The sequence below is a fragment of the Pedobacter sp. A2324 genome (genome assembly GCF_059693705.1).
The window spans coordinates 15,052-29,236 of sequence record NZ_JCASSK010000002.1 but is presented as its reverse complement, the minus strand read 5'-3'; the positions used below and the strand labels follow the sequence as shown (position 1 = coordinate 29,236).

The 14,185-nt window shown below is 39.2% G+C and carries 16 protein-coding genes; 13 read left to right on the top strand and 3 right to left on the bottom strand.

Features of this window, described 5'->3' with window-relative positions; translation table 11 throughout:
- Positions 1-15: 15 nt before the first annotated feature.
- The gene (locus AC570I_RS05175; protein ID WP_497404656.1) at positions 16-1,713 is read right to left on the bottom strand and encodes a M28 family peptidase; all 1,698 of its coding nucleotides are present in this window, start codon (positions 1,711-1,713) and stop codon (positions 16-18) included.
- Between the two features lie 263 nt (positions 1,714-1,976).
- Here AC570I_RS05175 and AC570I_RS05170 point away from each other — a divergent pair, with 263 nt between their 5' ends.
- From AC570I_RS05170 to AC570I_RS05160, 3 genes are all read left to right on the top strand, one after another.
- Positions 1,977-2,087 (top strand): hypothetical protein, encoded by a 111-nt coding sequence (locus tag AC570I_RS05170; protein WP_047800306.1) that lies wholly within the window; start codon positions 1,977-1,979, stop codon positions 2,085-2,087.
- A gap of 165 nt (positions 2,088-2,252) precedes the next feature.
- Positions 2,253-3,665 carry a 23S rRNA (uracil(1939)-C(5))-methyltransferase RlmD gene (gene rlmD / locus AC570I_RS05165; RefSeq protein WP_497404655.1) on the top strand — a complete coding sequence of 471 codons (1,413 nt, stop codon included), beginning with the start codon at positions 2,253-2,255 and terminating at the stop codon, positions 3,663-3,665.
- Positions 3,666-3,700: 35 nt separating this feature from the next.
- Positions 3,701-4,114, top strand: a complete 414-nt coding sequence (locus AC570I_RS05160) for a hypothetical protein (RefSeq protein WP_497404654.1) — start codon at positions 3,701-3,703, stop codon at positions 4,112-4,114.
- 68 nt (positions 4,115-4,182) lie between these two features.
- Here the strand turns inward: AC570I_RS05160 and AC570I_RS05155 are convergent, their stop codons facing one another.
- Positions 4,183-4,887 carry a head GIN domain-containing protein gene (locus AC570I_RS05155; RefSeq protein WP_497404653.1) on the bottom strand — a complete coding sequence of 235 codons (705 nt, stop codon included), beginning with the start codon at positions 4,885-4,887 and terminating at the stop codon, positions 4,183-4,185.
- 127 nt (positions 4,888-5,014) lie between these two features.
- Between AC570I_RS05155 and AC570I_RS05150 the strand changes: the two genes are divergently transcribed.
- The 8 genes from AC570I_RS05150 to AC570I_RS05115 all read left to right on the top strand — a co-directional run bounded on the left by AC570I_RS05150 (position 5,015) and on the right by AC570I_RS05115 (position 11,209).
- Positions 5,015-5,521, top strand: a complete 507-nt coding sequence (locus AC570I_RS05150; protein ID WP_047800310.1) for a phosphoribosyltransferase family protein — start codon at positions 5,015-5,017, stop codon at positions 5,519-5,521.
- A 102-nt stretch (positions 5,522-5,623) separates the two neighbouring features.
- On the top strand, positions 5,624-6,247 hold the full coding sequence (locus AC570I_RS05145) for a lysophospholipid acyltransferase family protein (protein ID WP_497404652.1): 624 nt from the start codon (positions 5,624-5,626) through the stop codon (positions 6,245-6,247).
- A complete protein-coding gene (locus AC570I_RS05140) occupies positions 6,244-7,341 on the top strand; it encodes a glycosyltransferase family 2 protein (RefSeq protein ID WP_497404651.1) in 1,098 nt (365 codons plus the stop codon). Before AC570I_RS05145 ends, AC570I_RS05140 begins: the two co-directional genes overlap by 4 nt.
- Positions 7,311-7,985: a carotenoid biosynthesis protein gene (locus tag AC570I_RS05135; protein WP_497404650.1), complete on the top strand. Its 675-nt coding sequence runs from the start codon at positions 7,311-7,313 to the stop codon at positions 7,983-7,985. Before AC570I_RS05140 ends, AC570I_RS05135 begins: the two co-directional genes overlap by 31 nt.
- Positions 7,986-7,995: 10 nt before the next feature.
- The gene (locus AC570I_RS05130) at positions 7,996-8,844 is read left to right on the top strand and encodes a 4-hydroxy-3-methylbut-2-enyl diphosphate reductase (RefSeq protein ID WP_497404649.1); all 849 of its coding nucleotides are present in this window, start codon (positions 7,996-7,998) and stop codon (positions 8,842-8,844) included.
- Positions 8,845-8,900: 56 nt separating this feature from the next.
- Positions 8,901-9,572, top strand: coding sequence for a fatty acid desaturase (locus AC570I_RS05125; protein ID WP_497404648.1), 672 nt, complete (start codon positions 8,901-8,903; stop codon positions 9,570-9,572).
- A 114-nt stretch (positions 9,573-9,686) separates the two neighbouring features.
- Entirely contained in the window at positions 9,687-10,697 is a 1,011-nt protein-coding gene (gene hemH, locus AC570I_RS05120) for a ferrochelatase (RefSeq protein WP_497404647.1), read from the top strand.
- A 5-nt stretch (positions 10,698-10,702) separates the two neighbouring features.
- Positions 10,703-11,209, top strand: a complete 507-nt coding sequence (locus tag AC570I_RS05115) for a gluconokinase (RefSeq protein ID WP_497404646.1) — start codon at positions 10,703-10,705, stop codon at positions 11,207-11,209.
- Here AC570I_RS05115 and AC570I_RS05110 read toward each other — a convergent pair.
- On the bottom strand, positions 11,193-12,359 hold the full coding sequence (locus tag AC570I_RS05110; protein ID WP_497404645.1) for a 3-deoxy-D-manno-octulosonic acid transferase: 1,167 nt from the start codon (positions 12,357-12,359) through the stop codon (positions 11,193-11,195). The genes AC570I_RS05115 and AC570I_RS05110 overlap by 17 nt on opposite strands.
- Positions 12,360-12,554: 195 nt before the next feature.
- Here AC570I_RS05110 and galE point away from each other — a divergent pair, with 195 nt between their 5' ends.
- The gene (gene galE, locus AC570I_RS05105; protein WP_047800318.1) at positions 12,555-13,580 is read left to right on the top strand and encodes a UDP-glucose 4-epimerase GalE; all 1,026 of its coding nucleotides are present in this window, start codon (positions 12,555-12,557) and stop codon (positions 13,578-13,580) included.
- A gap of 38 nt (positions 13,581-13,618) precedes the next feature.
- Complete coding sequence (locus AC570I_RS05100; protein WP_497404644.1) at positions 13,619-14,176, top strand: hypothetical protein; 558 nt, start codon at positions 13,619-13,621, stop codon at positions 14,174-14,176.
- The last annotated feature ends 9 nt before the right edge of the window (positions 14,177-14,185 follow it).

The following is a 14,185-nucleotide window of genomic DNA, read 5'->3' as shown; positions in this document are numbered from 1 at the left end:
AATTATCTCTAGGTCCTACCTCAGCTCCTTCAGATATAAACTAGTCTGCTTCTCAATATCAACTGTTGCAACCTTTATAGAAGATCCAATTCGCGTCGTTTCTGCTTTAACAGGCATTTTACCAATGGTTGCCAGTGCATCAATATACCATTTACTCCATACTTCAATAATGTGCCGCTCTTCAGCAGCCGGTTTGCCCGCAGATAGTGCCTTTTTGCTCAGCTCAAACTCCTTTTTTAAACGGGCAAGTCCATCGGCCTTAACTTGTGCAACAGTTGCAGCTGCGGTCGAGTCATTGGCAGAAACTAAAGTATATGCAGCAGTTAGCCCACTCACGCCAACGTTTTTCATCTCAGCGGGCGAAACCTTATCTATCCGGTCGTTATCTGTATGGTAAAATACATCCGTAAAATGCCACATCAGCAAGCCGGGAATTTTATGCTGTAAAAATGGAGTGTGATCACTGCCCCCTTCAAAAGGATTGTAATTTACTCTCCAGTTGGCAAACTTGCCTTGTTCCTTACAAATATCAAAAATGAAATCATTGAAATAATGAGGAAACAGGTCTTTTTCTGTCACATCTCCCGCACCCCACTCTGTATGTTTATCTGTGCCCCTGGTCCATATTGCCGATGGATCAGGCATTTTTTCAATCAGAAAAGAGCCTCCTGTTTTTTGGGTATCCTCGCCTACCATATCCAAACCCATACCCCATAAAATACCTTTTGCTCTGGTGGTGTCTTCTGTAATATAACGCCTTGTCGATACAATTTCATCCCCCCATAGAAAGGTAATTGTGCGCTGAGGTCCAATCTTTTTTGTCTTAACAAGTTCTGCTGTTAACCTCGCCATTTCAGCAAGTGTACCCACTCCACTGGCATTATCGTTTGCACCTGGTTCCTGAACGTGGGCACTGAAAACAAATCTTTCACCTGGCCGCTCGCTTCCACGAACATTAGCTACAATAGTTAATTCTTCTGATGGATAAATTCTTGTCTGGATGTTAACCTTCAACTTAGTCATGCCTTTCATGCAGGCAGCTTTTAGCTTTTCTTTTGCTCCATATGACAATAATAATGTCCATACTTCGCTATTGGCTTTCATGCTGCTAAACTGTATTGAAGTTTGATGAACCTCAGGCTGAGTATATTTCGGCATTGAATAGCCAACTATGCCAATCGCTCCGGCTTTGGTCGCAGCAGCCAGTAATCTGGAAGGGTGATTCTCTGAAAAGATAATTTTTCCCTTCACATCTGTTTTTTCAACATCCGAAAGGTTACTGATGAATACAACTTCAGCGCTAACTCCCCCTGCAGGCGTAGAAGTGCAGTTAATGGGAATCATGTTTCTGTTCGTCTGGAAAGAAATTAAAGGCTCTGGATTTCCTTCGATATCGATTCGCGCATCTACAGGTTCCCAGGTATTATTCTTCATAGAGCGCTTTTCAATGCGGTAAGTCAGTACGCCCTCCGATTCGTTAAGCTTTTGCTTAGCGAATCCCGCATTTTTTAAAATCTGTTCAACATAATGAATACTTGCATTAAAACCCGTATTGCCTGGAATGCGGAAGAATTTTTCTACATAAGCGGTGGTATTATAAGCCTGCTTTTCGTTAAATCCGTCGCGGGTAAGCTTGAAATAGGAGTCAGTTGTATTTTGAGCGTAGCTTGCTGCTGCCGCGAAAAGCAACATAAACAGTATTTTCTTTTTCATTTAGTAATTTAAAACCGAAAGATAGTAAGAAAATTCCGTGTTAATAATGGTAGCGCTGGTCACTTCTCTGAAAGCAGCGCTGCCACTTACTCATGCAGGTTGAAACCTCCACTAACGCACTATCAATCAATTTAATCCATTGGTCTATCCTCCCAATGTAATATAATAGCCTTTAAACTAAAATTAACATAAATTTAATTTGAACTGTTATGGTTTCCGGTATAAATTAGCTATTATTGTAAATATAGAGGAGGTTTTTTATCATGAGCAAAGAAATATTAGAGTTTTCTGTACAAGTAGATGAGAAATTTGACTTAAAGTTTAACTGGTCAGATGGCTTCTGGGAAGCTGCATTCAAATTTTTCGGAAAGTAGAGCTTAAACTGATTTCTTTATTCCGGGTTTTCCTGATCCGGTATGAAATGATACTGCCATAACTTTTTCTTAACAACTTTCCCTGTGCAAGCCATTATTTGTATTCATTCTTACCTGAGCATTGTGCTTTAGTCTTTCAGCTTTTCCGCTTATCTTTGCACGATAATGAGTAGAAGAAAACCAGGTACGGTAACGGTCATTCCAAACGTACAGATAATTGATATTGCTGAAGAAGGTAAAGGCGTTGGCAAGGCCGATGAATTGGTTATTTTTGTAGATAAAGCAGTTCCGGGAGATGTAGTTGACGTACGCTTAACCAAAAAGAAAAAGAACTTTGCTGAAGCTATTATCGATCAGTTACATCAAAAATCTGAATTACGCACGGATCCTTTTTGCCCGCATTTCGGTACCTGTGGCGGTTGCAAATGGCAACATATGGGTTACGATTCTCAATTAAAATTTAAACAGAAAAATGTTGAGGCGGCCCTCCAGCGTCTCGGCAAAATCGATACTTCCAATACTGAACCGATCTTAGGTTCTGCACAAGACCGCTATTACAGGAATAAACTTGAGTTTACTTTTTCCAACAAACGTTGGTTAGACAGAACGGATATAGAGCGTGATGAAGATTTCGACATGAATGCACTGGGCTTTCACGTTCCGCTTCGTTTCGATAAAATCCTCGATATCGAACATTGCTATTTACAGGCCGAACCCTCGAACTCCATCAGAAACGCAGTACGTAAATACGCACTGGAAAATGGTTTGTCGTTTTACGATTTACGCAACCACGAAGGGGCACTGCGTAATTTAATTATACGTACATCCAGTACCGGAGAAGTGATGGTTGCGGTGGTTTTTGCCTATCCTGAAGAGGATCAGGTAGAAGGCCTGATGGGATTTCTTAAACAAGCGTTCCCACAGATTACCGCCTTACTCTATATCGTGAATCAAAAGAAAAATGATACCATCTTTGATCAGGAAGTCAATCTTTTTGCCGGTCGCGATCACATATTTGAAGAGATGGATGGCATCAGGTTCAAAATCGGCGTTAAATCTTTCTATCAAACCAATTCGGAGCAAGCCTTTGAATTATATAAAATCACCCGTGATTTTGCCGGATTTAAAGGTGATGAACTGGTTTACGATTTGTATACCGGGGCAGGAACTATTGCCAATTTTGTGGCAAAAAGCGTTAAACAGGTGGTGGGTGTAGAATATGTACCTACTGCAATTGAGGATGCTAAATTCAATTCTCAGTTAAATGGAATCGACAACACGATTTTCTATGCAGGAGATATGAAGGACATTCTCACTGCAGAGTTCGTATTGGCACACGGCCGACCAGACGTGGTCATTACAGATCCGCCAAGAGCAGGTATGCATGCCGATGTGGTGCAGCGCCTCTTAGAAATGGAATCTGATAAAATTGTCTATGTAAGCTGTAACGCGGCAACACAGGCCCGTGATTTAGAATTACTGAAAGAAAAATATGATGTGGTGCGCATTAAACCTGTAGATATGTTTCCGCATACTCAACATGTAGAAAATGTAGTATTATTAAAATTAAGAGGATAGAATTTCATTTCCTTATTCAAAATTCAATAATTAATATGGATAGAGAAGAATTATTAAGTGCTACACCCGAAGGTAGCGGCGAATCGCAGGGGAAAAAAGAAAGCCCGCTGGTTAGTCTGGAGAAAGATTTGCAATTTTATGCAGATGCCATTAAAGAGGTATCTGTTGAAATTATGGTTGAAGGAATTTCTGCTTACCCTATTTTCATTGCCCATCAGCATGAAGTCAATATTGGTGAATTGATCCTGAATAAAGAAGAACTGAATACAGACTGGACAATACAGGCCTCAACCCTGGAAGAATTTGTAGAAAAGGGAATTATCAATAAAGAGAAAAAAGAAACTTTCTTAAAAGCATACAAACGGCCTGAAGACCATATGTGTATTTTTGTAGTGGTTCCTGAAGGGGCAAACTTCATTTACTACCCATATAAAAAGGGCAGGGCCTAATGATCGGAAACAAAAACGCCGTTTTGCATCCACAAAACGGCGAATTATCATTAACTAAACTAAAGTTCTTAATTTACGTGGTGAACGTCGCCACTCTTTGAATTTGACGTTTTTCTCAATGCTGCATTGCCTTTATAACTCACATCGCCACCGCCGCTCGCAGCCGCTTCTAAGCCTTTGTTAACATAAATATTAACATCCGACCCGCCGGAAACCTGTACCTTTGCATAATCGGTAACAAACTCGTAAGCATCTATATCGCTTCCTCCACTCGATTGAATAGTCATATTATTGGCTTTTCCTTTTAAATCGATATCGCTTCCTCCACCGGATTGAATGGTGATATCCCCACAGGAAACTTCTAATTTTAAATCTGAACCCCCTGATGACCGGATAGCAAGCTTTTCAGTTTTAAGCAGGTTCTGCGTAAACACATCCGAACCGCCTGAAGCAGCAAGAGCAGTTAAAGTTTTATAGCTTACATAGGCTTTGATGATTCTGTTTTTAAACATTCCGCTCCAGCTAATGCCGTCCCTGAACTTAATGTTGATATTGCTACCACTTTGTTCCACTATAATATCTTTTAAGGTCGCCTCATCCGACTTTACAGTCACATTTTCACTTCCGCCTTGCGTGAGGTAAAGGTCTATACCGCTACTAACGCCTATGCTGTTAAAATTCTTTACAGGAAAGTTTTTAGCCTCCTGTGCCCTGGATAGAAAGCCAGCTGTTACCAAAAATAATGTCAGCGAAGGTATGGTTAGTGTTTTCATGTTTTTGTTTTAAGGTTATTCATAAGACGCACCTAAGGCCAAAACGTTGCAGTGAATCGAAATTATTTTTTAAATAGTTTGAATTTCATCCTTAAAATCGTTCTTTTTGTATTCAACCTTTTAATACATGGCATCGCAATTACTTATTCTCAATCAGAAACAGATTCAACAAAAAATAGATCGTATCGCCTATCAGATTTTGGAAGATAATCTGAACGAAAAAGAAATTGTTCTGGCAGGAATCTGGGACCGTGGATATAAACTGGCCATCCGCCTGGAAAAAGTGCTGAAAAAAATTTCCGAACTGAAAGTGACAATGCTTCGCATCGATCTTCAAAAAGAGAGCAGCAAGCTGGTTGCCAAAACTGATCTCGATGAAACACAATGGAAAAATAAAGTAATTATTATTGTCGATGATGTGTTGAACAGTGGAAAAACACTCGCCTACGGCCTTGGCGTTTTCCTGAACACACCGCATAAAAAAATACGCACCGTAGTGCTTATCGATAGAAGTCACAAAATATTCCCCATTGCAACCGATTTTGTCGGCCTTGAACTCGCAACAGTGTTGAAGGAACATGTTGATGTAATCATGGATGTTGAAGGAGAGGAAGACAGGGTTTATTTAAGCTAAATTCCTTCATTGGCTCCAGGGACTTTATCAGTTTACTACATTAATCCACGCCCAAATGCAGCAAAATTTGCAATTAACATCGATTTTTTGCAATTTCCCTACATGTATCGACCGCTTAAAAGTAATTTGATCTGTAATTTTTTCTCCTGGTACATTAAGCTGATCATTAAAAAAGATTTTTCGCATTTTAGGTTTAACGAACTGGAAATCAAAGAATCTGCTGCTGTTTTGGTTTTAGCCAACCACTTTAGCTGGTGGGACGGTTTTTTTATTTTTTACCTCAATAAGCTTCTCTTTAAAAAACACTTTCATGTTCTGGTAAGCGCTGAGAATTACAAAAAGGTTTGGTTTCTTAAATATCTTGGCGCATTTGCAGCAGAAAGTAAAGGAAAAGACGTACTGGCAACTTTAGATTATGCCGGTCAACTGTTAGATGATCCAAATAACCTGGTCCTTATTTTCCCACAGGGAAAGCTTTATTCAAATCATATAAAAAGCATACATTTCGAAAAAGGTGTTATGCAGATGATCAATTCCAGTCAAAGGAGAATGAACATCATATTTGCAGCAACATTCACCGATTACTTTTCAAAAAGAAAACCCATAGTTCAAACTTATCTCCATAATTGGGAAACAGAAGAATATGTAAGTTTGCAATTGTTAAAAAGCGCTTACAATAAACACTATGATCAGTCTGTTCTTAAACAAACACAAATCATCGAATGAGCTTTTTTATCTACGCAGTTTTAATCTTCCTGGTCATCAGATTTTCCGTCACAGTTTTTAATTTTATCTCTAATCCTAAATTGCCGAAGGTAATCAGGCATTATCACGACAAAGTTTCCATCCTCATTCCCGCCCGCAATGAAGAAGATAACATTATCGAATTGCTCCATTCTATAAAAAATCAGGATTACACCAATTATGAAGTCATTGTAATGGATGACCAGAGCGAGGATAATACCTTCGGCCTCGTAAATGATTTTTGTTCAGTAAATGCTAACTTCAGCATTGTCAAAGGTGAACCACTTCCTGCAAACTGGCTGGGTAAAAATTTTGCTTGCCACCAACTTGCTGCAATGGCCACAGGCAAGTATTTTTTGTTCGTAGACGCCGATGAAACCCTAAGCAGAGGATTAGTCAATAGCCTGATTAGCCGGATGGAGATGGGGAAGCTGGCTTTGTTGAGTGTTTTTACTAATCAGGTAATGAAAACATTAGGTGAAAAATTGACTGTTCCCTTGATGCATTTTATTTTACTAAATTTACTACCCCTCAGGCTGGTTAAAGTATCCCGAAATCCTGCTTTGGCTGCTGCCAGCGGACAATGCATGTTTTTCAATGCCGATGATTACCGCCAAAAACTATGGCACCAGCAGGTAAAAAATCAGGTGGTAGAAGACGTGGAAATTATCAAGCTGGTTAAGCAGGAGAAATTTAATGCCGAAGCCCTTTTGGCTAATGGCTTGATACATTGCAGAATGTACAAAAATCTGCACGAAAGCCTGGCTGGCTTTAGTAAAAATTTACTCGCAGGTTTTGGTAATAACGTCTTTATATTACTATTTTACCTGCTTTTGGTAATTATCGGACCAATAATTTTAATCGCAAACTTTAATATATCATTACTGTTGTTGCCATTAACATTAATCATTTTAAGCAGAATGATGATTTCCTATTTATCCGGACAAAATGTCCTGGTTAATTTGATTTTGCATCCGCTTCAAATGTTGTTTTTTCTGATAATTTCAATGATTTCTATAAAAAAATACATTTCAAAAACAGGCACATGGAAGGGCAGACCGATCAGGACGATTTAAAAGTTAAGAAAATTGCAGTTGCTGTAATTGTTATTTTCCATTTAGTTGGTCTGCTTGGTTTTTTGATTCCTGCAGCACAACCGTACTTTATAAAGCTGGTTCCTTTTCACTTGCTGTTAATGTTTGCTGTAATCGTATTTACTTATAACGCAGATATCAAACGATTACTCCTCTTTGTTTGCGGAGTATTCTTGTGTGGATTTCTCGTTGAAGTACTCGGCGTCCATACCGGAAAGATATTTGGAAGTTACTACTATGGTAATACGCTTGGATATAAGATTGCCGCCGTTCCTATTTTAATGGGCATTAACTGGGTAATACTGATCTTCAGCATCGGACAAATGATGAAGGCACTCAAAATCAGGAACAGCATTCTCGCCTCATTGCTTGGCGCATTGCTTCTGGTGATATTCGATTTTTTTCTCGAACCGGTCGCCATGAAATTCGACTATTGGCAATGGGACTGGCATAAAATACCTTTCCAGAATTTTATTGCCTGGTTTATCGTCTCCATCATCCTATTGAAGTTTTATTATGCTTTAGGCCTCAAGCAACAACGCTATATTGGTGTAGCCATGTTTCTTTCACAACTTATCTTTTTTGTTGTCTTGTACATGACAGCCGGAACAAATATTTTTGCTTAATTTTGCATCAATGAGTTACAACTTACAAGTCAGTATCGACAAATCATCGGGTTTTTGCTTTGGCGTAGTTTACGCGATTGAAATGGCTGAAGATATTTTGGAAAGTGAAGGCTATCTATATTGCCTTGGCGATATCGTACACAATGACGAGGAAGTGGAGCGACTCACCAAACGGGGCTTGAAAATTATTGATCACGAAGTGCTGAAAGGACTTCGCAATGAAAAAGTACTCATCAGGGCTCACGGTGAAGCGCCATCTACGTATCAGCTGGCTTTAGAAAATAACCTAACCCTGATTGATGCCTCATGTCCCGTGGTTTTAAAACTGCAAAACAGGATTAAAAATTCCCATGATGATGATGAGCAGGTCTTAATTTTTGGAAAGCATGGTCACGCAGAAGTAATCGGTTTACAAGGTCAAACAGATGGAAAGGCCATCGTTTTTCAGGACCTTGCAGAACTCGATAACGTTGAATTACCTGCTAAATTCACACTTTACAGTCAAACCACTAAAAGCACAGATAAATTTTATCACGTCAAAGATGAGTTTCTGAACCGTGGTTATGAGGTAAAAGCGAACGATACCATCTGCAGGCAGGTATCAAACCGCTATGAGGAACTGGAAGATTTTGTAAGTCATTACAATAAGATCGTTTTTGTTTCAGGGAAAAAATCTTCCAACGGAAAAGTACTCTATGATGTTTGTAAAAAATACAATGAAAACTCATACTTCATTTCCAATGTAGAAGAAATCGACAAGAACTGGTTTTCAGAAAACGATAAGGTTGGTATATGCGGTGCCACTTCTACACCTATGTGGCTCATGGAAGATGTTAAAGCATCTCTTGAACAGCTTTAGAAATAACTAACTTTTCTCCGTTTCTGCTGTTATTACCATAGTATAAACACGCAACATTGAAAACATCCCCTTCAAATTATGGAATTGTAATCGCATTGACAGTTATTTCCTGTTGGTTTGCACTATTGTTTTTTCTGCTCCAGCTAAATTTCCAATGGAATAATTACTGGGTTTATCCTTTGATATTTGTGCAGATGCATCTCTATACTGGTTTGTTTATTACCGCACATGATGCTATGCATGGAACAATCTCATCAAACAAAACAATTAATAATGTAATAGGATACGTTTCTGTATTTCTTTATGCGGGTTTTTTTTACAACACGCTTTACCACAAACACCATCAACACCACCAGCATGTTCACACCAGCGATGATCCCGACTTTGCTCCACACGGATTCTGGAGATGGTATTTAAGCTTTATGCGAAATTACGTCACTGTTATTCAGCTCATCATTATGGCTATAGCTTTCAATGTTCTGAAAATATGGATTGATGAAACAAACCTCCTTCTTTTCTGGGTTTTACCGGCTTTACTAAGTACCTTCCAGCTATTTTATTTTGGAACCTACCTTCCGCATAAAGGCGAACACGATAATGAACATTATGCTTCAACCTTGCCAAAGAATCATTTACTCGCATTCATCACTTGCTATTTTTTTGGCTATCATTTCGAGCATCACGAAAAACCTCATATGCCCTGGTGGCAACTTTATAAAACCAAATAGTGCGACGCTTATGCATTAAAATTTGACTAAAAAATGTTTACGATCACATTTTAGCGATAGGCAGAAATCAATAAAAAAGCGATATTTGCGCTTCAAAACATATTTTCATTAATAATGAGCAAAAAGGGAATTTTACTGGTAAACTTAGGAACACCCGATAGTCCGGAAACTGCAGATGTAAGGAAATACCTTGATCAGTTTCTGATGGATGAAAGGGTAATTGATATTCCTAAACTCAACAGAACGCTATTGGTTAAAGGTATAATTGTTCCTTTCCGTAGTCCCAAAACAGCTAAATTATATAAAGAAATATGGAATGAAAATGGTTCCCCACTTTTATACTATAGCCGTATTCAGGCAAAAATGCTTCAGGAAAAGCTGGGAGATGATTACCATGTGGAATTAGCCATGCGTTATCAAAGCCCTTCAATTGAATCTGCCCTGGCAAACCTTAAAGCAGGTCTGGTTGAAAGTATTCAGGTAATCCCCATGTTTCCCCAATATGCATCTGCAAGCTCGGGCTCTGTAATCCAGTTGGTGATGGAATTGGTAAGTAAATGGCCAACAGTGCCGCCTGTTTCTTTTGTCAACTCATTCCATGATAACGAATTGATGATTAAGGTTTTTGCAGAAAATGCCAGAAAACATCAGGTAGAAAGTTATGATCATGTGTTATTCAGCTTTCACGGCCTGCCTGAAAGGCAATTGTTGAAATGTGATCATACAGGCAGTTATTGCTTAAAAAGTGCTGATTGCTGCCAGACTTTGAACGATACGAATAAATTCTGCTATTCTGCTCAGGGCCACGATACGGCAAGGTTAATTGCTGCAGCGCTAAATCTTCCAAAAGATAAATATACGGTTTGTTTTCAATCGAGACTTGGAAAAGAGCCTTGGGTACAGCCATATACCACCGATGTGTTGAAAAAATTAGCGGCTGAAGGCAAAAAACGTTTGTTGGTCTTCAGTCCTGCCTTTGTTGCCGATTGCCTGGAAACACTGTACGAAATCACTGTAGAGTACCATGAAGAATTCAGGGCATTGGGAGGGGAGCATGTTCAGCTCGTGGAAAGCCTGAACGATAATCCATTGTTCATTGATGCCTTAGCAGGGATGATAAAATAATCTTTATGGCAAGATTCATCGTTTTAATGGGCGTTTCAGGAAGTGGTAAAACTGCTGTAGGAAGAGCACTTGCTCCAGCTGTTCATGCTGAGTTCATCGATGGAGATAATCTCCACTCGCAAAGAAATGTAGATAAAATGGCCGCAGGTATTCCCCTTACAGATGGCGACCGGCTAGACTGGTTAAATCTGATTGCAAAAGTCGGCAGGGATCATGCGGCCGCAGGTACAAACTGTATCATAGCCTGTTCGGCACTCAAAAAAGCCTACCGGGATTTACTCAGAGTGGAAAACCCAACTATTCACTTCATTTACCTTGAAGGAACTTTTGAATTGATTCATGAACGTATCAGTAAACGATCTCATCAGTATATGCCATCAAGTTTACTTAAAAGCCAGTTTGATACGCTGGAAAAGCCCGGTTTGGAAGAAGAAGACGTGCTTGTAGTTTCAATCGATCAGCCCATCGATAAAATCATTACTGAAATAGTTGATGCTAAACTGATCGCGTAATCATTGAAACAATAAGCGCTGTTGCCCCTTTTTTATTCTCAACATATTTTTTCGATGCATCTGCCGCAGCCTCATTCTCTTTGAAAAGATTAAATGCTTCCATCAGTTCTGCAGAGCTCGCTATACTTTTAGCTGCACCAATAGCGATCAGATCGTTCGCTTCCTGAAACTTATCATACTTCGGTCCGAAAATAACAGGCTTACCAAATGCAGCAGCCTCCAGCGTATTGTGTATCCCTGCGCCAAAACCACCGCCAATGTAAGCTACTTTACCATATTGATAAAGTGAGGACAGCATACCGATGTTATCAATAATTAAAACAGTTGGATGCAAATCGCTAAGCGAAGCCTGCTTGCTAAATACAGATAAACGAACGACGTCCTCCGGAAAAAGCTTTTCAATGTTTTCGATGTGGCGCTCATGAATTTCGTGTGGCGCTATGATAAACTTCCACTCAGGGTATTTACCAGGCAACACAGAAAGTAGGGTCTCGTCTTCCGGCCAGGTGCTGCCGCAAATTAGTGTTGGCGACCCGTTAACAAACTTTTCTATCTCTGCCAGCTGTTTTGGTATCTGTGCATTTTCGTAAACCCTGTCAAAACGGGTATCCCCGTTTATCGTAACATTATCCAGGCCCACAGATTTTAAAAGATCTTCGCTCTCCTGATTCTGAACAAAAAAGTAGGTCACTGATTTTAAGATATTACGATAAAAGCCACCATACCATTTGAAAAATGCCTGGCCAGGTCTGAAAATTCCCGAAATAACATATAATGGAATACCACGGTCCTTTAATCCCTGGAAATAGAAGTGCCAGAATTCATACTTCGTAAAAATAGCCATCTGCGGATTAACAATATCCAGAAACCTTTTTGCATTAAAGGCTGTATCTATTGGCAAATAGAAAACCTCCGCCAGTGTATAGTTTTTTCTGTTTTCATACCCCGAAGGCGAAAAAAAGGTAACGATTATCTTTTTATCTGGCTGAGCACTTTTAAGTGTTTCAAGAACAGGCCGGCCTTGCTCAAACTCCCCTAATGATGCAAAATGAAACCAGATGGGTTTATCCGTTTTGCTGATGCGTTCCTTAATCTTTTTAAAAATATCCTTTCGCCCCTTTATAAATAATCTCGCCTTTGTATTGAACAAAGAAAAAAATAAGATTATTAAATTGTAACCCCTAATTCCTAATATATAAAGTAAAAGCATTGCTGTAAATTCCTATCTTCGTGCCAAGATAAAGCGAATTTATTAAAAAAGCTTAAAATATATAAACCCATTAGGCTTTGTATACGTTAATCAATTGGTTACACAGAATAGCACTTTACCATTTTAATCCTTAAGATGTCAAAAATACTAGTTACCGGTGGAACCGGGTATATTGGTTCCCACACTGTTGTAGAACTGCATAATGCAGGTTATGAGGTAGTCATCGTAGACGATCTATCCAATTCTAACATTAAAATTTTAACCCAGCTTCATGCGATTACCGGCAAATGGTTCGATTTTCAGGAAATCGACCTTCAGGATGACAGGGCGGTTCAGGAATTTGCTGAGCAGAACAAAGACATCACAGGAATCATTCATTTTGCAGCTTCTAAAGCCGTAGGAGAGTCCGTTCAAAAACCATTGAAATACTATAGGAATAATTTTTATGGGTTGATCAATCTGCTTACTTCATTCAACAGCAAAATTGATTTCGTATTCTCATCATCTTGTACGGTATACGGTCAGCCAGATAGTTTGCCAGTAACAGAGGCCGCACCTGTAAAGAAAGCAGAATCGCCCTATGGAAATACCAAGCAAATAGCTGAAGAAATTCTGGAAGAAACTGCAGCAGTAACTCCAGAGTTGCGTGTGATCGCACTTCGCTATTTTAATCCGGTTGGCGCGCACGAAACTGCTTTGATTGGTGAACTTCCAAACGGTGTCCCCGCCAATCTGGTGCCTTTCATTACACAATCTGCAATTGGTAAAAGAGGCCCTATAACCGTGTATGGCAACGATTATGATACCCCTGATGGTTCTGCTATCCGCGATTATATCCATGTCGTAGACCTGGCTAAAGCGCACGTTGCGGCAGTAAAAAGATTAGCCGAGAATAAAACATCATCTGGCTATGAAGTGTTCAATATCGGAACAGGTAGAGGATCATCAGTTCTAGAAATTATAGCAGCCTTCGAAAAGGTGAATGGCGAAAAATTAAATTATAACATTGGCCCGAGAAGAGCGGGCGATGTCGTTCAGATATATGGTGATGTTCAAAAATCAAATGACGAATTGGGCTGGAAAGCACAGCTCGACTTAAATGAAATGATGCGTTCAGCATGGGAGTGGGAGAAATATATTAAAGCAAATCCTTTTGAATAAATTTGGATAGCCTCCCTCTTCGCAAATAAACTTTTTTAATGAAACTATCAGAGCACAAAGACCTTAAAACAGCAATTACAGATTTACCCGTAAAGGAAAAAGACAAGTTGCTGTTGCGTTTAATCGCTAAAGATAAAGTGCTCACCGAACACCTTCATTACAAATTACTGGAAAATGAAAGTGATCTGGATGATAGGAAAGAAACCATTAAAGCCGATGTAATTCAACTCATTCCCGATTTGAAAAAGCTTGCTGCAAAAGATGCCTTGGCACAAGTCAGGAAAATGATTACATCGGTTAACCGTTTTTATAAAATCACCAAAGATCCGATTGGTGAGGTTGAATTGAAGATTTTTATGCTGAACCATATCCCCTTGGAATATAAAAGATCAACCTTTGGTTACAGAGATTATGGCTTCCTGTTTATTGCTTATTACATTAAAACCGTAGAAGTAACAATTAATAAGTTTAAAAAACTTCACGAAGATATTCAGTTCGATTTGAGCAGTTATTTAAACGAACTGCTTAAGCGCATTTATGATTCTAAGCTTGCATCTGCAGCTGCTGATGTTCATCTGCCAAAAGAAATAAATTAAATACCTGTA